We start from the raw sequence: 23,850 nt of genomic DNA, 5'->3' as shown, positions 1-23,850 counted from the left end.
CGTAAGCGCTACTTTCGCATAAACTATATCTTCCCACCCTTGCCATTTCTCCGGATTTTCCTGCTGCTGTCATTGCTGGCAGCCCCATTGTTATCTCCGGCCCAGCGCCGGCCGGTCGGCCCGGTGCGCCGCCCCACGCTACCTCGCGTAGAAGCCGCCCGCCGCGCCGCTGCTCAGGCCGCCCTTCAGCAAAAAAAGCTGGCGGCCGGTGCCCCCGCGTTTACGCGTTACCTGCACTCGCCCTGGGTCGATAGCCTGATGCGCGTGCTCACACCCGACCAGCGGGCCGCGCAGATGTTCATGGTGGCTGCGTATTCTAACCGCAAGCGCATTGATGAGGACTCGATTTCGACGCTCATTCAGCAGTACGGTATTGGCGGGCTGATATTTTTCCAGGGTGGGCCGGGCCGGCAGGCGCGCCTGCTGAACCGCTACCAGCGCCAGGCCAAAGTGCCCCTGCTGGTGGCCCTGGACGGCGAATGGGGCGTGGGCATGCGCCTCGATAGCGTAGTAAAATTCCCCTACCAAATGAGCCTGGGCGGCGAAACCGACACCACCCTGCTCTACGACATGGGCCGCGAGGTGGCCCGGCAGTTCAAGCGCCTGGGCATGCACGTCAACTTCGCGCCAGTGGTCGATGTGAATAACAACCCGGCCAACCCCGTCATCGGCTTCCGCAGCTGGGGCGAAAACCCCGCCGCCGTGGCCCGCGACGGCCGCCAGTATATGCGCGGCATGCAGGACGCCGGTATTCTGGCCGTGGCCAAGCACTTTCCCGGCCACGGCGACGTGGACGCCGACTCTCATCTGGCGCTGCCCACCGTGCGCGTGGACCGCCGCCGCCTCGATACACTGGAGCTGCCGCCCTTCCGCAGCCTCATGGCCGGCGGGCTGGGCGGCGTGATGGTGGCTCACCTCAACGTGCCGGCCCTGGACACGGTGCTGGGCCCCAGCACGCTCTCACGGCCCATCATCACGGGCGTGCTGCGCGAGGAAATGGGCTTTAAGGGCCTGATTTTCACCGATGCCATGAACATGCGCGGCGTTATCAGCATGTTTCCGCCCGGCGAGGCCGATGTGCGCGCCATCATGGCCGGCAACGACATTCTGGAGTTCAGCAAGAACATTCCGCTGGCCCTCAGAATGGTGCGCATTGCGGTGGACAGCGGCCGGATTTCGCAAAAGGAAATTGACGAGCACTGCCGCCGCGTGCTGGCCCTCAAGCAGTGGTCGGGCCTGAACCACTACCGGCCCATCGACACCAAAAACCTATACGAAGACCTCAACGGCCCGCACGCCCAGTACCTCAGCCACCGCCTCACTGAGCTGAGTATCACACTGCTGCGCAACCAAAAGAGCCTGCTGCCGCTCCAGCGCCTCGACACGTTGCGCATTGCCACGTTGGTGCTGGGCGGCTCCCCGCGCGACACCACCGACTTCCAGAAAGCCGTGGCCGACTACGCGCCGGCCGCGCATTTCCACCTCCCGGCCATGCCCTCGCTCGACCAGCTAGCCCAGCTGCGGGCAGCCCTCAAGCCCTACAACCTCGTGCTGGTGGCGCTGCAAAACCTGGGCCGGCTGCCGGCCACCAGCTTCGGTATCACGCCCGAGGAGAATACCCTGCTTCGTGAACTGATGGACCGCAAACAGGCGCTGGTAATCAGCGTATTTGGCTCAGCCTATGCCGTAGATAAGGTGCGCGACCTGGACCGCGCCGCCGCCGTGGTGCTGGCGTACCAGGAAAGCGCCAATGCCCAAAACCTGGCCGCACAGGCCATTTTTGGCGGTATCGCGGCCACGGGCCAGCTGCCGGTTACCGTGAGCAGCAAGTATCCGCTGGGCTTTGGCCTACGCACGGCCGCGGGCTACCGCCTGCGCTACGCCAACCCCGAGGACGTGAACATGGACGGTCGCCTAGAAGCCCGGGTGGATAGCCTGGTGGGGCGGGCGCTGGCGGCCCAGGCCTTTCCGGGGGCGCAGGTAGTTATTGCCCGGCGTGGCACGGTGGTGCTCCGTAAAAGCTATGGCAACCAGACATATGCGGGCTTCGCCGGCCTGGAAGGTGGCGAGCAGCCGGTGACGTTGAAAGCCAAAAAAGCCGCCAGAAAAGCCGCGAGAATGGAGAAAAAACGTACGCTTGCATCCTCGTCTTCATCGCTGACGAGCCCGCGCCCCGTGCAGAACGACGACCTCTACGACCTGGCCTCCATGACCAAGCTGCTGGCCTCCACGCCCGCGCTGCTCCGGCTCGAAGGCGACCAGAAGTTCAGCCCCGACAGCACCCTGGGCAACTACTTCTCCTTCCTGCGCGGCACCAACAAAGCCCCGCTGAAAATGCGCGATGTGCTGGCCCACCAGGCTGGGTTGCAGGCCTGGATTCCGTTCTGGAAAACCTTCGTGAAGCGAAACGGCGACCTGCGCCGCCGGTTTTTTCACACCGATTCGTCGGCCCGGTTTCCGCTGCCGGCGGCGCGGGGGCTGTGGGCGCGGCGCGACATGCCAACGCGCATTTACCAGGCCATCGGGGCCTCGCTGCTGAATGCCAAGCCGGGCTACGTGTATTCTGACCTGTCGTTTGTGCTGTATCCGGCCCTGGTGCAGGCCCGCACGGGGCTGTCGTTCGATGCCTTCTTGCAGCGCGAAGTGTACGGTGCGCTGGGCGCCAGCACGCTGGGCTTCCGGCCCCTGAACCGCTTTCCGCTGCGCCGCATCGCGCCCACGGAAGTGGATTCGGCGTTCCGGCGGCAGCTGCTGCACGGCACGGTGCACGATGAGGGCGCTGCCCTGCTGGGCGGCCTCTCCGGCCACGCCGGCCTCTTCGGCGATGCCAACGACGTGGCCAAGCTGGCCCAGACCTATGCCTGGGGCGGCCGCTACGGCGGCCAGCAACTCTTCGACAAAACCGTGCTGGCCGACTGGACCCGCTGCCAGTTCTGCCCCGACAACCGCCGCGCCCTGGCCTTCGACCGCCCCGCCGCCAACCCGACTGTGAACTCGGCCAAAAGCGCCTCCCAAAGCAGCTATGGCCACACCGGCTTCACGGGTACCTACTTCTGGGTCGAGCCCGAGAAGGACTTGGTGGTGGTGCTGCTCACCAACCGCGTGCACCCCACGCGGCGCAACAATAAGCTGGGGGATTTGGGCGTGCGCTCGGCGTTGCTGCAGCTAGCCATTGAGGCGGCGCGGTAGCAACCTCACCCCCTGACCCCCTCTCCAAAAAAGAGGGGGGACCGGCTCGAGAGGACGATTACTCAACGGGTTTTGTCAGTAGCATTTCCGGTGCCCCCTCTTTTTTGGAGAGGGGGTCAGGGGGTGAGGTGAACGCGGAGAGCGAAATACCGCTCAATCTGCTACCTTACGGCCCTACATTCATTCCCACCCCGTACCCCTATGTTAGGACTGATGATGGCCGAGCCGCTTCGCGTGGCTACAATTATTGAGCACGCCGCCAAGTGGCATGCGGATACCGAAATCGTGTCGCGCCTGCCCGAGGGCGGCATCCACCGCTACACCTACGCCGATGCCAACCACCGCAGCAAGCAGCTGGCCCAGGCTCTGCTGAAGCTCGGTGTTGAAAATGGTGACCGGGTGGGCACCCTGGCCTGGAATACGCACCGCCATTTTGAGCTGTACTACGGCGTGGCCGGCATTGGAGCGGTGTGCCACACCATCAATCCGCGCCTGTTTCCGGAGCAGCTCGTCTACATTATCAACCACGCCGAGGACCGGCTCCTGTTCTTCGACCTCACCTTCCTGCCCCTCGTCGAGCGCCTGGCTGCCGTGTGCCCCACCGTGGAAAAATGGGTGCTGATGGCCGGCCCCGAGCACCTGCCCGCAGCGTCGGAAATGCCCGGCCTGTGCAGCTACGAGGACTTACTAGCCGCCGAAAGCGGCGACTATGAGTGGCCCAGCTTCGATGAAAACACGGCCTGCTCGCTCTGCTACACCTCCGGCACCACCGACCAGCCCAAGGGCGTGCTGTACTCGCACCGCTCCACGCTGCTACACGCTTTCGGCATCTCGCTGCCCGATGCCCTCGGCTGCTCGGCGCTGGATGTGATTATGCCCGTGGTGCCCATGTTCCACGTCAACGCCTGGGGCCTGCCCTATGCCGCGCCGCTCAACGGCTCGAAACTGGTGCTGCCCGGCGCGGGCATGGACAGCGCCAGTCTGTTTGAGCTGATGGAGAGCGAGGGCGTGACGTTCTCGGCCGGGGTGCCCACCATCTGGCTGGCGCTGCTGCAATTTATGCGCGAAGGCCAGCGCCATTTCACCACCCTGAAGCGCACGGTGGTGGGCGGGGCCTCCTGCCCGCCGGCCCTCATGAAAGCCTTTGAGGACGAGCTGGGCGTGACCGTGCTCCACGCCTGGGGCATGACCGAAACCAGCCCGCTGGGCACCGGTGCGCGCCTCAAGGCTAAGCACGCCGACCTCAGTCCGGCCGATAGCCTGGCCATTCGCAGCAAGCAGGGCCGGGCGGTGTTCGGCATCGATATGAAGATTGTGGGCGACGACGGCCACGCGCTGCCGCACGACGGCGTGGCCTTTGGCGACCTGCTGGTGCGCGGCCCGTGGGTAGTGCGCGACTACTTCCGCGCCCACACGCCCGGCGAGCTCACCGCCGACGGCTGGTTCCGCACCGGCGACGTGGCCACCATCGACCCCGACGGCTACATGCAAATCACCGACCGCTCGAAGGACGTCATCAAGTCCGGCGGCGAGTGGATTTCCAGCATCGACCTGGAGAATCTGGCCGTGGCCCACCCCGCCGTGGCCGAGGCCGCTGTCATCGGCGTGCCCAGCGCCAAATGGAGCGAGCGGCCGCTGCTCATTGTGGTGCGCCGCATCGGCATGGAATTATCGGCTGAGGAAATGCTGAATTTCTTCCGGGGCCGGGTGGCCAAGTTCTGCGAGCCCGATGCCGTGGAGTTTGTTGATTCCCTGCCCCACACGGCCACCGGCAAGCTGCTCAAAACCCAGCTGCGCAAGGATTTCGCGGGGTATTCGGTAGCGTAAATGCCGCTTCGTTCCAGGCCGGCTTAGCTCAAAACGAAACCGCCGGAAGTCGGGGCCTACCAGCCCCGGTTGCCGGCGGTTTCGTTTACTGGGTTGGCTATAGGGTATCGTAGTATTTCAGCAGCTTCACAATATCGGTTTCAGCGCTTAGGTCGAGTTTTTCGCGGGTGATGTAGGCTTGCAGGGCGGGGGCTTTGGCTTTGCCCAGCACCGCAAGCACGGCCTTGGGGCTCAGGCGAATGGGCTCAATGGTGTTCTCGGTGTTTTTAAGGTAAAAAACACTGGTTTCAACCCAGTGGTCACTGCTGCGGCCGGCCAGCGAAGGGCCGTTATTGGCGTGAAAAAGTGTTCGGCTACGCTTTCGCAACAGGGCGGAGCGGCCGGCATCGTACCGCACCTCAAAAAAGGCCGTGCGCAGCGGCAGCTCCCGGATGTGAGCATCGAGGTAGCGACGGTACAAGCAGCGGGTGCCACGGAGCGAGTCGCCGAGTGAGAATTCGGTTATCGCACTGGTATTCAATTCCAACGAGTCGCCGTTGGGGCGGCGCCACAGCAGGCGGTCGCCGTGCAGGTCATACTTCAGCCAGGGCTGGGGCACGGTGCCAGCAGTCATTTTCACAGTGCCGCGCGTCCAATAAGGCAGCAAAAATGAGCTGCCCGACACGGGTATGTCTCCTAGCTGGCCCTTGCCTTTGGCCAACTCACGGTTCAATACGTCGGCATTGGTAGGGGCGGTGGCACTGATGGCACTCTGGGCGCGGGCGGCCGGGACGGCCAAGCCCAGGAGTAAGGAGCAAAGTAGCAGGCGCATAACCAGGAAAGGAAAAAGGTGAAAAGGAATGCTAATGTAGCAAAGTGTCCGGGGTGGTAATCCAGCGCCGCAACTTTTTTATTTCCCCAGCTCCTCGGCCCGGTCCCGCGCCGCGCCGGCCCCGGCCATCAGCCCCTCGCGCACGGCACCCGCGCCGAAGGCTCCCAGCGCGGCCTCGGTGGTGCCGCCCTTGGAGGCCACTTTGGCAATCCAGTCCTCGCAGCTCAGGCCCGATTGGGAATAGAGCTCTACCGCGCCGCGAAACGTCTGGCTTACCAGCAGCTCGGCCTCGGCTCCGCTGAAACCCATTTGGGCGGCGGCGGCCATCAGGGCTTCCATGCAGTAGTACACGTAGGCCGGGCCGCTGCCCGAAATAGCCGTACTGGCGTCGATGGCGCTTTCGTTTTCAACGTAAACCGTCTTGCCGGTGGTGCTCAGCAGGTTTTGTACCTGCACCAGCTCGGCGCGGCTCACCTCGTCGGTGCTGGTGAAGGCCGTCATGCCCATACCAATCTGGGCGGGCAGGTTGGGCATGGCCCGAATGATTTTGGGCGTGCCCAGGGCCTCGCGCAAGGTATCAATCCGCACGCCGGCCATAATGCTCAGGATGAGCTGCTGGGGCTGTACCAGGCCCTTTAGCGCCGCAAACAGCGCCGGCGAGTCCTGCGGCTTCACGGCCAGAATAAGGATATCGGCCCCCGGCACGCACTCGGCCGGCGAGCCCCAGACCGTGCCGATTTCGTGCGCGGCCAGGGCCGGCACGCGCTCGGGCGAGCGGGCCAGCAGGCGCAAATCGAGCCGCGAGGTGATGTGGGCGCGCACGAAGCTGCGGGCGTAAGTGAGGCCCATGTTGCCGCCGCCGATGATGAGGATTTTCATGCTGATGAATTCTTGCTAAACACCGCAAGAACGTCATGCCGGCTGGCATCATCTGTCATCCTGAGCATTCTGCGTTTGAAGCAGAGACGAAGGACCTTATCACGCTCGGGCGAATCGTGTCAACGTGATAAGGTCCTTCGTCTCTGCTTCAAACGCAGAATGCTCAGGATGACAAGCGAATTATTCACCCTCACACCTTCAGCACCACGCCCTTCTTATACATCCAGCTCAGAATAAAATACCAGATAACGATGAGCGTGGCCGCGCCTACCAGCGAAGCCGTGCGCGGGTCGGCGAAGTAGGGGGCGATGCCCCATTCGTAGAGCCACTCCTTCAAACCGCCGGTTTTGCCGCCGGGCAGGGCCAGCTGGAACAGCCCGAACGTGCGCGACAGCAGCGCCGAGAGGCAGAACACGAGAATGGCATTAACGCCGTAGACCAGCGTCGGGCGCGTCCAGGCGCGGTAGCCCTGCACGTCACAAATCCAGTAGAGCGCCGCCAGGCCAGCCATGGCCAGCCCGCCGGTGTAGAGCACGTAGGGGCTGCTCCACAGCGCTTTGTTGATGGGAAACCACGGGGCCCAGCACAGGCCGAGCAGGATGAGGCCGCCGCCGGCCACGAACAGCCAGGCCACTTTGGCGGCCGGTTCCGGGCCTTGGCGCCGCAGCCATTGGGCCGTGAGGCTGCCGAGCAGGCCGGTAGCCAGGGCCGGCAGGGTGCCGAGCAGGCCTTCGGGGTCCCAGGTTTTGCTTTGTTTCCAGAGGTGGGCTTCGGTGAAGATGGTGCGGTCGAGCCAGGCTCCGAGGTTGGTGGTGGGCTCCAGGTTGGCGGGGCCGAAGCCGGGCACGGGCACCAGCTGCATCAGCACCGCGTAGCCGATGAGGAAACTGACAATCAGCCAGATTTGGGTGCGCCAGCTGGTCTTCAGAAAAATGATGCTGCATCCCAAAAACACCAGCGCAATGCGCGCCAACACGCCCATAATCCGCACGGTGCTGAAGTCGAATTTCGGGTAGAGTGACAGCAGCAGGCCCAGGCCAAACAGCACGGCCGCCCGGCGCAGCACCCGCAGCAGCACCGCGCCCTGTGGCCCGCCCTGGCGCTTTATGCCATCCAAGGCATACACCAGACTCACGCCCACGATGAACAGGAAAAACGGGAAAATGAGGTCCGTGGGCGTGCAGCCGTTCCATTCGGCGTGCTCGAAGGGCGGGTAGATGTGGCCCCAGTCGCCGGGGTTGTTCACCAGAATCATGGCCATCACGGTGATTCCCCGAAACACGTCGAGGCTGATGAGGCGGCCGGGCTGGGAGGCCTCGGCCAGGGGCAGGGTGCCGGTGGTTTCGAGTGCGGCCTGGGTGGTGCGTTGCATGGGCGGGCGGGTGGGGATGGGGATGGAAAAACTCCCCTCCTTACCAAGGAGGGAATGTTGACGCGTCAGCGGCAACTGGGGTGGTTGTGGCGTTGGAATCGTTGAAGTAAATCGTTGGGTTGTTATTCAACGCCCACAACCACCCCAGTTGCCGCTAGCGCGGCAACATCCCCTCCTTGGTAAGGAGGGGAGTTAAAACTCCCAGCGCACAAACGCCTCAATCCCCTCATACTCCGGCAGGCCCAGCTCATCGTACAACTTAGCCGTGGTCCGGTTGCGGGCCTCGGCGCGCTGCCAGAACTCGCGCTGGTCGGCCCCGGGGAATAGCGGCCGGTCCTTTTGGCTTTGGTGCTTGAAAATGGCGCGGCGCTTGCGCGTGAGCTCCGAGGGCGAGAGGGGCACGGCCATCTCAATCTGGTCGATGTCCCATTCCTGCCAGGCCCCGCGATACAGCCACACCCAGCAGTCGTCGAGCCAGGCGGTGTCGGAGGCTTTGAGGCGGTGAATAGACTCGAAAATGGCCGCCAAGCACACGCGGTGCGTGCCGTGCGGGTCCGAAAGGTCGCCGGCCGCGTAAATCTGCTGGGGCTGAACGCGGTTCAGCAGCTCCATGGTGAGGCGGATATCCTCGTCGCCGAGCGGCTTTTTGCGCACCCGGCCAGTTTCGTAAAATGGCAAATCCTGGAAGTGTACGTTGGCATCGGGGATGCCGGCCAGGCGGCAGGCGCTTTTGGCCTCGCCCCGCCGGATAAGGCCCTTGATTTGCTGCACTTCGTCGGAGTCGACCTGGCCGGGCTGCTTGTTTTTGAGGAAATCGGCTACGCGGTGGTAGAGGTTGTCGGCCGGCACATCGGCGGGCAGATGAAAGGCTTCGTCGTAATCAGCCACGAAATCGGCGAAGCGAATGGCCTCGTCATCAAACACGGCAATGTTGCCGGAGGTCTGGTACGCAACGTGCACCTCGTGGCCCTGGTCGACTAATCGCAGCAGGGTGCCGCCCATCGAAATAACGTCATCATCCGGGTGCGGGCTGAAGATGAGCACACGCTTGGGGAACGGTTCGGCGCGCTCCGGCCGGTAGGTGTCGTCGGCGTTGGGCTTGCCGCCGGGCCAGCCGGTGATGGTGTGCTGGAGCTCGTTAAAAACCCGGATGTTGATGTCGTAGGCCGGGCCGGACTGCGCCAGTAGCTCCGACAAGCCGTTTTCGTTGTAGTCCTCCTCGGTCAGTTTCAGGATGGGCTTGGTCACGGTGCGGGCCAGCCAGGTGATGGCCTTGCGCACCAGGGCGGCATCGTGCCAGTTGCAGGGCAGGCCCAGCAGCCAGGGCGTTTTGCGCGGGGTGAGCTCGGCACCGGCGGCCTCGTCCAGCACCACCTGCACGGCGGGGTGGCGCTGCAGATAGGTGGCCGGCACGGAGTCGCTTACCTCGCCTTCCACCATGCGCTTCACCACGGCGGCCTTGCCCTCGCCCCAGGCCATGAGCACTATTTTTTGGGCTTCGAGAATGGTGCCCACGCCCATGGTGAGGGCGCGGCGCGGTACATTTTCTTCGCCATAAAAGTCCGAAGCTGCATCAGTGCGTGTGACGTGGTCCAGGGTAATGAGGCGGGTGCGGGAAACCGGGCCGGAGCCGGGCTCATTGAACCCGATGTGGCCGGTGCGCCCGATGCCCAGCAGCTGTAAATCAATGCCGCCCGCTTCCCGAATCTGCTCCTCGTAGCGCCGGCAGAACTCGGCCACCTGCTCGGGCGGGACGGTCCCGTCGGGGATGTGTACGTTCTCCGGTTTTATATCAACATGGTCAAATAAATACTCCCGCATAAAGCGCACGTAGCTCTGCAAAGAGTCGGGCTGCATGGGGTAATATTCATCGAGGTTGAAGCTGATGACGTTCTGGAAGCTCAGGCCATCTTCGCGGTGCAGGCGCACCAGCTCCTCGTAAACCCGCGTGGGCGAGGAGCCGGTGGCGAGGCCGAGCACGCAGGGCTGGCCCTCGGCAGCGCGGGCGCGGATGAGTTCGGCAATCTGGCCGGCGACGGCGGCCGAAGCCAGCTCGGAATCAGCATAAACCGTGGTGGCGATGGGGGTGGGGTGGGAATTGGGCAGGTTCATGGAGTGGAAGGTAATGCGGAGCGAGCGACTGTCAACTTAAGCAGTCAACCATAAATAGTCGGATAAAATGAAACGTCATGCTGAGCGTAGTCGAAGCATCTCTACCGCAATAGTAAATCTGATTACTGGCGCGGTAGAGATGCTTCGACTACGCTCAGCATGACGTTCATTTAAATTTTCAAACACGCTTAAATCGCCGGGTCGGCGGGGGTGGAGGGGTTGTTTTCGCGCTCCGTGCGGGGGTAGGGGAAGAAATTGCGGTTGCGCTCGGCCCCGGTGGCGCCCGGACCGGGGCGGCCGAAGCGGCGGCTGTCGGCCAGGCGGAAGCCTTGGAAGGCCAGCTCCACGTAGCGGTTGCGAAGGATGTCGAGGAGCACGTCGGCGGGGGTGAGGGGGCCGGCGTAGGCGGGCAGGGCCGCGCCGGGCAGCGCCAGCAGCAGGCCGGTGCTGGTGGTAGCGGCGGCGGCCGTGCTGGTCCGCACCTTGTTCAGTTCCGTCACGGCATTGGGTACGTCGTTTTTGCGGGCGTAAGCCTCAGCCCGAATCAGGAGCATCTCGTTGGGCACGTACACCGGGATGGGGGCGCTGTTGGCGGTGTAGAAGCCCGTGCCCAGGTTCTGAGTGGTGGTGGGCGGCGGGGTGGTGCGCAGCAGGAAGGGCAGGCGCTTGTCACCGGTTTCGGGAGCGAGGATGCCGGTGAGGCCCAGGCTGGTGTTGGTGGGCTCGAACACGTTCTTGTTGCCGAACGACGTTTCAAACAGCGGATTGCGGGTGTTGTCGTCGAAGTTGAACACCGAGCGTTTGGTGAGGTCCACACGGCCGGCGGCGGCCAGGGCTTTGTCGTAGTCGCCGGCCTCCAGGCTGTAGCGGGCAATGAGGGCCTGCAGCGTGTTCGGCAAGTCGAGGCCAGGCACAATCTTGGCGTTGAAATCGGCCGAAACCGGCGTGGCGGCCAGCAGTGTGGCGGCCGCTTCGAGCTGGGCCACGGCATTGCGCAGGGCATCAGCGCGGGGCACAAACGGCGCGCTTTCCTGCGTAACCAGCGGAATCTGCTCGAAATACTGCGCCAGCGTGCCAATGCTCAGCGCCCGGAAAATGCTGGCGTAGGCCACGATGCCGCTGCGGGTGCCCGCGTCCGGGGCGTTGCCCACGTTGGCCAGCACCAGGTCGGCGTTGGATTTCACCAGGTTGGCCTGGGTCCAGATGTTGCGCACCAAGCCGTTGCTGTTGGTGAGGCTGCCGGCCCCGAGGCTGAGGTTGTATTCCTCGATATTGCCCACGTTGAGGATGCTGAGCTCGCGGGTGCTCAGCCCGCCGGCTGCCACCGTATTATAGAGCACGCTGAGAAAGCCGCCCGTGCTATAGCGCGCCTGCAAGCCGTTGCAGAGCGTAATCAGGCCATCGGAGGACGTGACTACCTGCTGCTGGCTGGCGGTACTCGGGTTTAGGTATTCTTTGTTGCAGCTGCCCAGCGTGAGGGCCAGGGCTGCGAGGGTGAGTATTTTTTTCATGAGGATGAGTTGCGGGAAGGTGGTATGGAACTGCGCCCGTCTGTCATCCTGAGCGGAGCGAAGGACCTTATCACGGTTGCTGTCGATTGGAATTACTGCAAATCGTTCAGCGGTTATAAGGTCCTTCGCTGCGCTCAGGATGACAGACGAGCGCGGCGTGACAGACGGTGCGGGTGCTATCAAAACGTAGCCGCCAACTTTACCTGATAAGTGCGCGGAATCGGCACGTTGCCAAAGTCAATAGCGCGCAGCAAGTCCGACGCGCCGCCGGCGCTGGTTTCGGGGTCGAAGCCGTTGTATTTGTCCCACGAATACAGGTTGCGACCAACCAGCGACAGGTTCAGCGAAGTGATGAACTTCGTGAACGTGGGCAGGCTATAGCTCAGCGCCACCTCGCGCAGCTTCACGTAGGAGCCATCGTCAATCCGGAATTCCTGGGTGTTGTAGATGGCGAAAATGGAGCCGCGTGGGATGCTGCCGCGCAGCTCCTGCTCGGCCAAATCGCCGAGGCCCACGCCCTGGCGGGTGCGCTTGTCGGCGTTGAACACGCTCACGCCCTGCACGGCATCGAGGAGCAGGTGCAGGCCCAGCTTTTTGTAGGTGAAGTTGGTGTTGAAGGAGCCCGTCCACTTCGGGTTGGGGTTGCCGATAACCACGTTGGCGATGGTAGAGCCGGAGCCGTACAGCGGCTGGCCGTCGCTGTTGCGGGCCGGCGTGAAACCCACCGCACCCACGGCCTGGCCCACGGTGCGCTCGTCCTGCGCGAAGCCCTGGGGCGTGAGCAGCAGCGAGCCATCGGGGTTGCGGGCGTAGCCCGAGCCGTAGAACACGCCCGCCGGTTGGCCTTCCAGCAAATACACCGGCGCGCCGGCCACGTTGTCTACCGAAATGGCCTGCACGCTGCCGTTCGAGCCGGGCAGGCTCAGCACCTTGTTGCGGTTGCGGCTGAAAATGAAGGCCACGTCCCAGGTGAAATCGGTGGTTTTCACGGGCGTGCCGCCCAGCGATACTTCCAGGCCCCGGTTTTCCATCGAGCCCACGTTGTTTACGATGCTGGAGCCGCCCGAGCTCGGGGCCAGGTTGCGGCGCACCACCAGGTCGGTGATTTTCTGGTAGTAGGCCGTGACGCCCAGCGTGATGCGGTCACTCAAAAAGGCCAGGTCGGCCCCGCCTTCCAGCTCGGCCATGCGCTCGGGCTTCACGGCGGGGTTGGCCAGGGTGGTGCCCGGCGTGATGGTGTTCTTGCCCAGAAAGCCCACCGGACTGAACTGGTAGAACCGGTCGTAGGCCCCTATGCCCGTCAGGTTGCCGGCCTCGCCGTAGCTGGCGCGCAGCTTCAGGCTGTTGAAGGCATTGGCGTAGGCGCTGTTCTGCCAGAAGTTGAAATCCGACACCACCAGCGAGCCGCTCACCTTGGGGTACACCTGGTTGGTTTCGGTGTTCGAGAACTTCGACGACCGGTCGCGCCGCACCGCGCCCGTGAGAAACGCCAGGTTGCGGAAGCCGATGGTGGCCTGCCCGTAGTAGCCGCTCAGGTTGTAGCGGTCGAGGTTGTAGGCCGAAACCACCGTGGTGCTGCTCGCCCCCGACACCGTGGTGATGAACGGGGCCAGGTTCTGGCCCTGCGTGGTGGTATAGTCCTGCTGCGCATACTGGTAGCTGTAGCCAGCTAGCAGGTTCAGCTTCAGGTTTTCGCTGAACTGGTACTCGTAGCCCAGGTTGATATCGGAGTTCAACTGGATGACGGCGTTGTTGCCGTTAGCCGCGAAGCCGCCGGGGTAGCGGGCGGCGGGCAGGCCGGCTGCCGCCTGGTAGGGGTAGGGCCGGATGTAGCTCTGGCCCACCTGCGAGTAGGCGTCCACGCCCAGCACGTAGTCGGCCGAAAATCCTTTGAACGGGGTCAGGTTCACCTGCACGTCGCTCACGGTGCGGTTCACGCTCTGCGTAAATTTCATGTCCTCGATGGTCGAGAGCGGGTTTACGCGGCTGGGTTCCACGGCCATCAGGTCGCCTTTGATGTCGCGCTGGGTGATGTCGTAGATGTTGTTGGTGATGTTGATGGCGTTAATTGGGCTGTAGAACACGTTGCCGTTGGCTTTCTCGTTCGAGAAGCTGTTCACGTAGCTCAGGCCCGCCGACACCTTGGCCCAGTCCGTGAGGCGCTGGTCGACCCGCGCCCGCAGGTTGTAGCGCGTGAAATCGGTGCCCTTGATGATGCCCTCATTCTTCAAATAATTGGCCGACACGTAATACTGCGTGCGTTCCGAGCCGCCCGAAACCGACACCGCGTTATCGGTGCCGTAGCCCGTCCGGAAAATCTGGTCGAAGTAGTTGTAGCGTGTCACGTCCACCAGGTTCGATGCCAGCGGCGTGGTCACGCTGGCACGGGTGATGGGCACCGTGGTCAGGAAAGTATTGGCCGGGTTAGATGCAATGCCCGCTGCTGAACCAATCGTATAGAGTCGGAAAGTATTCGTAATCGGAGCGCGGGTAATAGGGTCGATGGTGGTAAAAAGATTCGCCCCAAACTGCTTGCCATACGTATTCACCGGCACCGATTTGCGCAGCTCGTTCATGGTAAAGCTGGTGGACACCGAAACCCGCGCCGCGCCGCTCTGCCCGCGCTTGGTGGTGATGAGCACCACGCCGTTGGCCGCGCGCGAGCCGTACTGGGCCGCCGCCGCCGCCCCGTTGATGATGTTGAGGCTGGCAATGTCGTTGGGGTTGAGGTCGGCCAGGCGGTTCTGGCCCGCGTTGGCTACGCCAATATCATTGCTCAGGGCCAGCTGCGATACGTTGGTGCTGGCATTGCTCACAATCACGCCGTCAATCACATACAGCGGGTCGGAGGAGCCTTGCAGCGAGTGCACCCCGCGCAGCCGCACCGAGAGCGAGCCGGCCGGGTCGCCCGAGTTCTGGGTAATCTGCGCGCCGGCCACCTTGCCCTGCAAGGAGTTCAGCAGTCCGCCCGAGCCGCTCTGGGCCAAATCCTCGGCCCGAATGGTGCTGATGGCGTTGCCCAGCTCCCGCTTGGGCGCGCTGATAGTGGAGCCCACCACCACCACTTCGTCCAGCTTCTGGCGCGCTTCGGCCAGCGACACATCGGTGGTCACCGTCGGGCTAGCGCCCAGCGTGAGGGCCTGCGACACGGCCGCGTAGCCAATCAGCGACACGGTGAGGGTGTAGCCGCCCGGCGCGATACTGGCGTCCAGCAGGTAGCGGCCATCGGCCCCGGTGGAGGCTCCGAGCGTGGTGCCATTGAGCAGGACGGTGGCCCCGGGCAGGCCCTGGCCGCCGGCATCGGTCACGCGGCCTTGCAGGGTGTAGCGCTGCGCCGTTTGTGCGCCGGCCGAAAGAGTTGCCAGCAAAAGCAGCAGTAACCCTGCCCACCGGAGGCTTGGGCTACTAAACAAGTAAGGGTTTCGCATGGGAAAAAGGGGTTAGGTGGGGGTGAGGGATGAGGCGCTAAATATCGCAAAAAGTTTATGCCCTCCTAATGCGGGTTGGTTTGCGCCCGCCGGCCACGAGCGTATTGCTGAGCCCCGGCTGGGCAGCTCGGCCGCCGCTGGGCTGCCCGCCGCACAGTTGGGCTTGATAGCCAGCGGAAAGCAATGACTGCTATTGGGATAATGAATGTTGAAAAATAAATAATCATAAAATCAAATTTGTCGATTATTGCTAATCGGCCGGTGTGGTTCCGGCTGAATGTTACCCGAATATTTCGCACATTTGAAAGGTTCTTTCCCGGTTTTCCCCGTTTCATTCCGCCATTATGGATTGCACCGCTTTTTGTTGTTGCCGATTTCTGCCCTTGCCCAAGGCCGGAACCTGAGCGCGCGCCGCGCCGGGCTCCGGCTTTTTTATTGACTCTCACCCCCAATTTCTCACCCTAATCCCACTTTTCATGAAGAAAACATACTGGCTATTGCTACTACTGCTGGGCCTGCTGCTGGCCACGCCCGGCCGGGCCCAGACGGCCCGAACCGTGACGGGCATCGTCACTTCGGGCACCGACCAAAGCCCGCTGCCCGGCGTGACCGTGCTCGTGAAGGGCACCACCACCGGCAGCACCACCGGCTCCGACGGCCGCTACACCGTGCAGGCCGCGCCGGGCGCAGTTATCGTGTTCAGCTTCATCGGATTCAGCTCACAGGAGCGCTCCGTAGGTGCCGATGGCACCGTGGACGTGGCCCTGAAAGAAAGCACCACTGGCCTCAGCGAAGTGGTGGTGACGGCCTACAACATCAAGCAGGAAAAGCGCACGCTGGTAACGGCCGTGCAGGAAGTGAGCAGCAAGGACATCATCGACTCGCGCCAGACCAACGTGGTGAACGCCCTGCAGGGCAAGGTGGCGGGCGTGGATATCACCTCCTCGGGCGGGGCACCGGGCGAGGGCGCGGCCATCGTTATCCGGGGCGGCACCTCGCTCGACGGCAACAACCAGCCGCTGTTCGTCATCGACGGGATGATTATGGACAACGGCTCGTTTCAGGAAAGCACGGCCCCTGGTGGCGGCTCGGCCTTCAACGGCCTGCTGGGCCGCTCGGTGGGCGCCAGTAACCGCGCCGGCGACCTTAACCCCGAGGACATTGCCAGCATCACGGTGCTGAAAGGGCCGGCGGCCGCCGCCCTCTACGGCCTGCGGGCTTCCAGCGGCGCGGTGGTCATCACCACCAAAAAAGGGGCTGCGGGGGCTACCACGCTCAATTTCCGCACCCAAGTGTCGGTAGATGAGGTGAACCGCCTGCCCAAGCTGCAGGACCAGTATGGCCAGGGCTCCAACGGCGTGTTTGACGGCACGACGCGGGTGTCGTTTGGGCCGCGCTTCGCGGCCGGGCAGCCGGTGTACGACAACCTGGGCAGCTTCTTCCGCAAGGGCTACACCTACCAGAACTTCCTGAACATGTCGGGCGGTTCGGACAAGGCCACCTTCTTCGTGTCGGCCTCCAATCTGCAGCAGTCGGGCATTGTGCCGAACTCGACCTACGACAAAACCACGGTGCGGCTGTCGGGCACGGCGGCCATTACCCCCAAACTCAACGTGTCGGGCTCGGCCCAATACCTCACCTCGGGCGGTAAGCGGCCCGTTCAGGGGCCGGGCCTGTTCGGGTCGTCGGGCGGCTACATGCTGAGTTTGCTGAACTGGCCGCGCGGCGATGATGCCCGCAACTACCTCAACCCCGACGGCAGCCGCCGCCGCCTGCTGGCCCTGGGCAACGGCACCGACGCCGACGCCGACAACCCATACTGGACGGTGTACAACAACCCCCAGACCGAGCGCGTGAACCGCTTCATCGGCAACGTGCAGCTGAGCTATAAGCTGTTCCCCTTCCTGACCCTGAGCCATAATCTGGGCACCGACCTCTACACCGCGCGCAATACGTCGGTGCGGGCCGTGGGCACCTCGCTGGTGGGCAACCAGAACGGCGGCATTGCCGAAACCGTGGACCAGTTCCGCTCGCTCACGGCCACCACGCTGGCCACGTTTACGCACGATTTCAGCACCAATTTCGGCGGCTCGCTCATCCTGGGCAATACCATTGAGGAGAACAAGGACCAGGCGGTGGACTACATCGGCCTGATTTTCCAGAACCCCAACTTCACCGGCCTCAACAACACGGTGAACCGGGGAGCCCTGCAGCGCGACAACACCCGCCACGTCATCGGCAACTTTGCGCAGCTCAACGGTACGCTGTTCAACCAGCTGTTCATCCAGCTCCAGGGCCGCTACGACCAGTCGTCGACCCTGCCGCGGCCCGACCAGAACAAGGTGTACGGCAAGGGCTTTCTGTACGGCTCGGCCGGCCTGGGCTACGAGTTTACCAAAGCCCTGGGCCTCGACCAAAGCAACATCCTGAACTACGGCAAGCTGCGCGGCTCCATTGCCGAGGTGGGCAAGGACACCAACCCCTACCGCGTGGAGTCGGCCCTGACGCAGAATACTTACATCGGCGGCGGCTTCCGCAACGACTTTTTCGGCTCGAACCCCAACCTCAAGCCCGAGCGCACCCGCACCTACGAGGCCGGCGTGGCGCTGCAGTTCTTCAAGAATCGCCTGAGCCTGGACCTCAACTATTACTACTCGCGCACCACGGACCAGATTATCGCGCCCCGCGTGAGCCAGGCCGCCGGCTTCATCCTGCAGTACATCAACGGCGGCATCGTGACCAACGAGGGCCAGGAAATTACCCTCACCGGCACGCCCGTGAAAACCAAGGACTTCACCTGGGACATCGTGGCCAACTTCTACCACAACACCAACCGCGTGGAGCAGCTGCCCGTGCCGCTCACGGTGGTGTTTCAGTCCGATGCCTTCATCACCGACGTGCACGAGGGTGGGGCCTTCCCCGGCCGGGCCATCACGGGCGTGGGCGCCACCGATTTTGTGCGCGTCACGGACCCCACCAGCCAGTATTACAACCAGGTCATCATCGGCGCGACGGGCTACCCCAGCGTGAACACCACCTTCGCGTACGCCGGCAACCGCGCCCCGCGCTTCACCACCCAGCTCACCAACACGTTTACCTACAAAGGCTTGTCGCTGACTTCGCTGTTTGATTTCCGGGTGGGCGGCGTGGTCATCAACGGCAACGACTGGTACCAGACGGGCATTGGCACTTCCACCCGCACCGCCGACCGCTACAAGCAGGTGGTGTTTGATGGCGTGACGCTGGGCCCCGACGGCAAGTACACGCCCAACACCAAATCGGCGGAGCTGACCCAGGCCTACTACACCAGCATTCTGGGCCGCGTGGGCACGGCCTTCATCGAGGACGGCTCGTGGGCCCGCTTGCGCTACCTCACCCTGAGCTACGCACTGCCCAGCAGCCTGCTGAGCAACAGCAAGTTCATCAAGGGCCTGGAGCTGAGCGTGACCGGCCGCAACCTGGTGCTGCTCACCAAGTACAGCGGCACCGACCCCGAAACGTCGGCGGCCGGAGCCGGCGTGCGCGGCGGCGGCTCCAACGGCTTCGACTACGGCAACGTGCCCGCCACCCGTGGCGTGGACATGGGCCTGCGGGTCAATTTTTAATCGTTGCTCCGGTCCGACCGCCCTAGGCGGTCCGACCGGTTGAAGCGCCACCGATTTTGCCCTGACGACAACCGGTCGGACCGCCTAGGGCGGTCGGACCGGGGCAGCCAACTCTTTCCTCCTTGACTATTAACCTCATGAACCGATATATAATAGGCTTAGGCCTCTTACTCAGCCTTCCGGCCCTCACCGCGTGCGAGAAGTTTCTCGACGTGAACAACAACCCCAACAACCCGGTCGAATCCACGCCCAACTTCCTGCTGCCGGGCATCATTTCCAATGGCATCCAAACGCAGATGTTCACGGCCCTGCGTACGCCCTACATCACGCAGTACGTGGTGAGCCGCACCGTCAACAGCAGCGGCAACGACCAGTACTTTCTCACCAACGCCAACAGCACCAACACCTTCAACTACTCCTACTTTCAGTCGGGCGGCAACATTCCGGTGATGCAGAAGGCGGCCGTGGCCGAGGGCTCGCCCTACTACGTGGGGGCCGGCAAGATTATGCAAGCCATGATTCTGGCCCACGCCACCGACATGCTGGGCAACATTCCCTACACGGAAGCCTACCAGGGCGGGGCCAACTTCACGCCCAAGTACGACTCGCAGCAGCAGATTTATACCACTATCAACCAACTCTGCGACGAGGGCTTGGTGGAAATGATGAAGCCGGCCAGCGCCAACTTTCGCCCCCTCTACAGCACCTCGCCCAGCGAAAGCGGCGACATTCTGTACAAGGGCAACGTGGACAAGTGGCAGCGCCTGGCCTACGCCCTCAAGGCCCGTCAGGCTCAGCACCTCACCAAAAAGGGCAGCTACGACCCCGCCGCCGTGCTCGCCCTGTGCGACAACGCCTTCAAAACCTCGGCCGACGACGCCCAGATTCAGTTTCAGGTGGCCGTATCCCCGCTCTCTAACACCACCAACATCTTCGGGCCGACACGGGCCAACTTCGGTACAGCTACGTTTTCGCTCAACATCATCAAGTACTTGAACGGGACCACGTTTCCGGGCGTGGTGGACCCGCGCTACGGCGTGATGGTGCCCGCCACCAGTACCGGCGCGGCCCCCGGCGCGGGCTCGGGCGGCAACTTCACGCCCGGCACCACCAATATCACCGACTTCTACGGCGGTTGGTATGCTCGCGACTTAGGCTACTACGAAGCCATCACCTTTCACGAAGTCAAGTTTATTGAGGCTGAGGCGGCGTTCCGGGTCGGCAACAAAACCCGCGCCTTGGCGGCGCTCAAGGACGGCATCCGGGCCCATATCCGCAAGATGAGCGGCGGCGGTACCTACTCGCCGCCGCTGGTGACGTTCCCGGCCATTAGCACGGCCCAGATTGAGGCTTACGTGGCCAGCGCCGCCGTGCCCCAGACCGAGGCCGCCCTCACTTTGCGTTCCATTATGGAGCAGAAGTACATCGCCATGTTCCTGAACCCGGACTCGTGGTCGGACCTGCGCCGCCTGGATTTCGACCCCGCCATCTACGTCAACTTTCAGTACCCCGTGTACTCGGGCGGCGGCACCGGCCCGTTGGCCGGCAAGTACCCCCGCCGCCTGCTGCCCGGCGCCACCGAAGTCACAGTGAACCCCAACGCCGTGGCCGCCAACTACGCCGAAGTGAGCGCCACCTCCGACCAGGACTACATCACCAAGCCCCTGTGGTTTGACCAGCAGTAAGTAGAGTTAAGAGTTAAAAGTTAAGAGTTGAAGCCACTGAATGAAAAGTGCATAGGTGTCCATTCACCTACCCAAACTCTTAACTCTCAACTCCTAACTCTTAACTCATCCCCATTCCTCCCAACCGACTTTCCTCATGAACTATATACCCACTGCCCGCGCCGCCTGGGGCGGGCTCCTGGCCCTGGCCCTGCTGGCCACCGGCTGCAAGAAAGAGCTCGATGATTATTACACCGAGCAGGGTCCGCAGTACCCCACGGTGCTGAGCAACGCCCTGGGCAATGCTACCAAGTACGCCACCGGCGAAACAGTGACGTTTGAGCTGCAGTTTGCCCAGCAGACCAGCCCCATCAAGCAGATTGTTATCCTGCAAAAAGTGGAGCCCGGCCGCGACTCCACCATCGTGCAAACCATCCCATACGCCCCGGCCTTTTCCCGGCGCAAAAACGCCGATACGCTGGTGGTGAATTACGTGGTGCCGGCCGGGCCCAACAAGGCCCTGGTGCGCGTCGATGCCCGGGTGGACAGCCAGAACGGACAGACGAAGGCCCGCACGTTCTACTTCCGCCTGGCCGAGGCCACGCCTACCATCGTCATCAATTCGGGCCCCACCAACGTCACGCTGCCCACCGCCACCGCCACGCCCGCCCCCGGCGACGTGGTTCGCTACAACCTGACCCTGAATGCGGGCGGCATCAGCACGGCCGCGGTGCCGCCGGCTACCACGGCCATCCCGGCCGGCATTCTGTACAAGGACCTCGACAGCTTGGTTACTTACGCCAAAGTAGGCACCGCCGCCGAGCGCCGTGTGGTGCGTACCAAACTCACGGCCAGCGGGGCCGAGCTCACCACCAACGTGGATGTACCGCTGCCCGCCGGCAGCGCCGGCCAGCCCGTGGCCATTCGCTTCGAGGTGAAGGTGCGCACGCCCGCCCGCACCGCCACCGTGACGGCCCCGGCCACCATTACGCCCGTGGCGGCCACGCCCTTTAGCGCCACGGTACGCACGGCCGCGCTCACCTACACCGGCACCACCGGGGGCGACCTGGCGGCCTACGACCTGACCACCTTCGCGCCCGTGGCCGCCGCCGGGCCTGCCACCAGCAAGGACCTGCTCATCAGCAGCACGGCTGCTAACGCGGTGCAGTTTCGCACCCTGAGCACGGGCACCCGGCTGGTGCGCGCCACGGCAGCGGCCTACACGTCGGCCACGCTCACCAGTGCCCGGCAGGCCTACACCGCCGCTGCCTCCACCGCCCAAGTCACCACCCTGGACAACATTGTGCCGGGCGATATCATCATCCTCAAGCTGCGCGGGCTCGACCAGTACGCCGTGGTACAGGTAGCCGGCATCAACCGCATTTCGGCTACTGATGTTACGGTAAGCCTCAACATTAAGGCGATGTAAATATCAGACTATCAATATTATTTGGTAGGCGTGCTCAGGCTGTTGTTTCGTTTTAAGCCCCGGTTGAGTGGTACTCGTTCAACGAGGGCCACCCAACCGGGGCTTTGCCGTGCTGGCTTGGCGGTTTTACTATCCGAGCCAGCTGATTTTCTGCAAACCTTTCGCCGCTACGCGGCTATTCCGCAGCACGGGTTATCTACTACCCCCCACCAAACAGTCGCGCAAAGAAGCCCTTTTTCTTAGCCGGCTTCTCCTTGATTTTTATTTTGGAAAACTGGGTCGAAGCCTCGGGCTTATCAGCCGGGGCATTGAGGCGGATGGTGGGGCGCGGGGTGGCCGGCGCGGGCTGCGTGGCCACGGCCGGGGCGGCCGGGCGCGCGCCGCCGGGGGCCTGTCCAATGGCCAGCTCCGCCGGTTGCTGGCCAGTGGTGATGACGCGCATGGGCCGGCTTTCGTTGTGCAGGCGGTCCACGGCGGTCACGTAGTAGGCGTAGGCCTGGCCGGGTACGGCGGTGGTGTCCACGTAGGTGGCGGGAAAGCCGGGGGCGGGGCGGGGCAGCGCCAGGATGTGGCGCGGGTCGTTGGGCGTGCTGGCCTCGGTGGGCTCGAAGCGGTAGAGCACGTAGTAGGTGGCCGCGTCGCCGTCGGCGGCGGGCGGGCCGCTCTGCCAGTTCAGGGTCACGTAATGGCTGAGGCGGCGCAGGGTGAGGTTGGCCACGGGGAGGGGCGGGGTGGCATCTTTCCAGGGCATGGTGGGCACCAGGGCGGGGTAGCGAAACAGGTCCTGGCGCAGCGAATCGGTGGTGTGGAGCGGGTTGGTGAGCACCGATTTGGCCGAGAAAAATACGCTGCCAATGGCCTCGCCGTCGGTGGCGCGGTTAGTCCGAATCTGGCGGGGCAGCTCGCGCGGGTTGCGCCAGGTGGTGTCGGAGCGGGTGCTTTCCAGCATCCGGTAGGTGCCGTGGCCAATGTATAGATGGCGGTCGAAGTGGTTTTTGGCCCACCAGTCCACCAGCACGGGGTAGGGGCAGAGGCGGAAATTGGTGCTCCAGTATAGCTGCGGCACCACGTAGTCAATCCAGCCCTTTTCCAGCCACAGCCGCGTATCGGCATACAAATTCGAATAGGACGGCTGCCCGGCCCGCGTGTCGGAGCCCTGCGGGAAGTCCTTCGACTTGTTCATCCAGACCCCAAAGGGCGAGATGCCGAATTTCACCCAGCGCTTGGCACTCTGAATGCTGTCGTGCAGGTCGTGGATGAGGATATTGACGTTTTGCCGCCGCCAGTCGGCCACCTTCTTCAGGCTGTCGGGGTTGAAGTCGCGGAAAGCGGCTTCGTCGTGAAACACCTGCCCGGCCTCGGGATACGGGTAGAAATAATCGTCGAAATGCACTGCGTCGATGTCGTAGCGCCGCACCACGTCCAGAATCACGCGGGTGATGTGGTTGCGCACCGCCGGCAAGCCAGGGTTGTATAAGAGCTGCCCGCTGTAGCGCAGAAACCACTCCGGGTGCTTGCGGTAGGGGTGGGTGGCGGCCAGCCGGCGCGTCACCGAATCCATGGTGGCGCGGTAGGGGTTGAACCAAGCGTGGAACTCCATGCCGCGCCGATGTGCCTCGGTGATGAGGAAGGGCAGGGGGTCGTCGCCATCGGCGGGGGCCTTGCCTTGCACGCCGGTCAGCCACTTGCTCCAGGGCTCCAGGTCCGACTTATAAAAGGCATCCGACGCGGGCCGGATTTGCACAAACACCGCGTTGAGGCCAGCGCGCTGGCCGGCATCGAGTAGGCGGCGGTATTCGCGGCGGTACTGCTCGGGGGCTTCGCCGCGCTGGTTGGGCCAGTCGATGTTGGCCACGGTGGCCACCCACATGCCGCGCAATTCGCGCTTAGGCGGCGGCGGGGTTTCAACGGAGTCGGCCGCCGACTGGGCCAGCGCGGGAATCAGGCCGCTGAGGCCACTCAGCAACATTATCAATACTAAAAACCGACCAGCGGCAAGGAAACAACGCATCAAGAAATAATC

The 23,850-nt window shown here is 63.5% G+C and carries 12 protein-coding genes; 5 read left to right on the top strand and 7 right to left on the bottom strand.

Going from position 1 to position 23,850, the window contains the following annotated elements; all coding sequences use genetic code 11:
- Window positions 1-39: 39 nt before the first annotated feature.
- Both HBN54_RS16685 and HBN54_RS16680 read left to right on the top strand, forming a co-directional pair.
- Window positions 40-3,189 carry a glycoside hydrolase family 3 N-terminal domain-containing protein gene (locus HBN54_RS16685; RefSeq protein WP_168674364.1) on the top strand — a complete coding sequence of 1,050 codons (3,150 nt, stop codon included), beginning with the start codon at window positions 40-42 and terminating at the stop codon, window positions 3,187-3,189.
- A 201-nt stretch (window positions 3,190-3,390) separates the two neighbouring features.
- A complete protein-coding gene (locus HBN54_RS16680) occupies window positions 3,391-5,016 on the top strand; it encodes a 3-(methylthio)propionyl-CoA ligase (protein WP_168674363.1) in 1,626 nt (541 codons plus the stop codon).
- A gap of 97 nt (window positions 5,017-5,113) precedes the next feature.
- Here the strand turns inward: HBN54_RS16680 and HBN54_RS16675 are convergent, their stop codons facing one another.
- The 6 genes from HBN54_RS16675 to HBN54_RS16650 all read right to left on the bottom strand — a co-directional run bounded on the left by HBN54_RS16675 (window position 5,114) and on the right by HBN54_RS16650 (window position 15,129).
- Window positions 5,114-5,827: a hypothetical protein gene (locus HBN54_RS16675; RefSeq protein WP_168674362.1), complete on the bottom strand. Its 714-nt coding sequence runs from the start codon at window positions 5,825-5,827 to the stop codon at window positions 5,114-5,116.
- 78 nt (window positions 5,828-5,905) lie between these two features.
- The gene (gene proC, locus HBN54_RS16670) at window positions 5,906-6,706 is read right to left on the bottom strand and encodes a pyrroline-5-carboxylate reductase (RefSeq protein ID WP_168674361.1); all 801 of its coding nucleotides are present in this window, start codon (window positions 6,704-6,706) and stop codon (window positions 5,906-5,908) included.
- Between the two features lie 190 nt (window positions 6,707-6,896).
- A complete protein-coding gene (locus tag HBN54_RS16665; protein WP_168674360.1) occupies window positions 6,897-8,078 on the bottom strand; it encodes an acyltransferase family protein in 1,182 nt (393 codons plus the stop codon).
- A 192-nt stretch (window positions 8,079-8,270) separates the two neighbouring features.
- Window positions 8,271-10,190, bottom strand: coding sequence for a glucosamine-6-phosphate deaminase (gene nagB, locus HBN54_RS16660; protein WP_168674359.1), 1,920 nt, complete (start codon window positions 10,188-10,190; stop codon window positions 8,271-8,273).
- 188 nt (window positions 10,191-10,378) lie between these two features.
- Window positions 10,379-11,701, bottom strand: a complete 1,323-nt coding sequence (locus HBN54_RS16655) for a RagB/SusD family nutrient uptake outer membrane protein (RefSeq protein ID WP_168674358.1) — start codon at window positions 11,699-11,701, stop codon at window positions 10,379-10,381.
- Window positions 11,702-11,880: 179 nt separating this feature from the next.
- On the bottom strand, window positions 11,881-15,129 hold the full coding sequence (locus tag HBN54_RS16650) for a SusC/RagA family TonB-linked outer membrane protein (RefSeq protein WP_168674357.1): 3,249 nt from the start codon (window positions 15,127-15,129) through the stop codon (window positions 11,881-11,883).
- 476 nt (window positions 15,130-15,605) lie between these two features.
- On the opposite strand from HBN54_RS16650, the gene HBN54_RS16645 reads away from it, so the two are divergent.
- From HBN54_RS16645 to HBN54_RS16635, 3 genes are all read left to right on the top strand, one after another.
- On the top strand, window positions 15,606-18,734 hold the full coding sequence (locus HBN54_RS16645; protein WP_168674356.1) for a SusC/RagA family TonB-linked outer membrane protein: 3,129 nt from the start codon (window positions 15,606-15,608) through the stop codon (window positions 18,732-18,734).
- 137 nt (window positions 18,735-18,871) lie between these two features.
- The gene (locus HBN54_RS16640; protein WP_168674355.1) at window positions 18,872-20,419 is read left to right on the top strand and encodes a SusD/RagB family nutrient-binding outer membrane lipoprotein; all 1,548 of its coding nucleotides are present in this window, start codon (window positions 18,872-18,874) and stop codon (window positions 20,417-20,419) included.
- A gap of 136 nt (window positions 20,420-20,555) precedes the next feature.
- Window positions 20,556-21,827 (top strand): hypothetical protein, encoded by a 1,272-nt coding sequence (locus HBN54_RS16635; RefSeq protein WP_168674354.1) that lies wholly within the window; start codon window positions 20,556-20,558, stop codon window positions 21,825-21,827.
- 199 nt (window positions 21,828-22,026) lie between these two features.
- On the opposite strand, the gene HBN54_RS16630 is transcribed toward HBN54_RS16635, so the two are convergent.
- Entirely contained in the window at window positions 22,027-23,838 is a 1,812-nt protein-coding gene (locus HBN54_RS16630) for a glycoside hydrolase family 10 protein (RefSeq protein ID WP_235955569.1), read from the bottom strand.
- Window positions 23,839-23,850: the final 12 nt, after the last annotated feature.

This window comes from Hymenobacter artigasi, assembly GCF_012275535.1.
In the GTDB taxonomy this organism is placed as follows: domain Bacteria; phylum Bacteroidota; class Bacteroidia; order Cytophagales; family Hymenobacteraceae; genus Hymenobacter; species Hymenobacter artigasi.
This window is presented reverse-complemented; position numbering and strand designations above follow the sequence as displayed.

What these genes read in the sequence shown, in the direction of transcription:
- HBN54_RS16680 (WP_168674363.1), top strand. Translation starts at nt 3,391, where the DNA reads ATGTTAGGACTGATGATGGCCGAGCCGCTTCGCGTGGCTACAATTATT.
- HBN54_RS16675 (WP_168674362.1), bottom strand. Translation starts at nt 5,827, where the DNA reads ATGCGCCTGCTACTTTGCTCCTTACTCCTGGGCTTGGCCGTCCCGGCC.
- proC (WP_168674361.1), bottom strand. Translation starts at nt 6,706, where the DNA reads ATGAAAATCCTCATCATCGGCGGCGGCAACATGGGCCTCACTTACGCC.
- HBN54_RS16665 (WP_168674360.1), bottom strand. Translation starts at nt 8,078, where the DNA reads ATGCAACGCACCACCCAGGCCGCACTCGAAACCACCGGCACCCTGCCC.
- nagB (WP_168674359.1), bottom strand. Translation starts at nt 10,190, where the DNA reads ATGAACCTGCCCAATTCCCACCCCACCCCCATCGCCACCACGGTTTAT.
- HBN54_RS16655 (WP_168674358.1), bottom strand. Translation starts at nt 11,701, where the DNA reads ATGAAAAAAATACTCACCCTCGCAGCCCTGGCCCTCACGCTGGGCAGC.
- HBN54_RS16650 (WP_168674357.1), bottom strand. Translation starts at nt 15,129, where the DNA reads ATGCGAAACCCTTACTTGTTTAGTAGCCCAAGCCTCCGGTGGGCAGGG.
- HBN54_RS16645 (WP_168674356.1), top strand. Translation starts at nt 15,606, where the DNA reads ATGAAGAAAACATACTGGCTATTGCTACTACTGCTGGGCCTGCTGCTG.
- HBN54_RS16640 (WP_168674355.1), top strand. Translation starts at nt 18,872, where the DNA reads ATGAACCGATATATAATAGGCTTAGGCCTCTTACTCAGCCTTCCGGCC.
- HBN54_RS16635 (WP_168674354.1), top strand. Translation starts at nt 20,556, where the DNA reads ATGAACTATATACCCACTGCCCGCGCCGCCTGGGGCGGGCTCCTGGCC.
- HBN54_RS16630 (WP_235955569.1), bottom strand. Translation starts at nt 23,838, where the DNA reads ATGCGTTGTTTCCTTGCCGCTGGTCGGTTTTTAGTATTGATAATGTTG.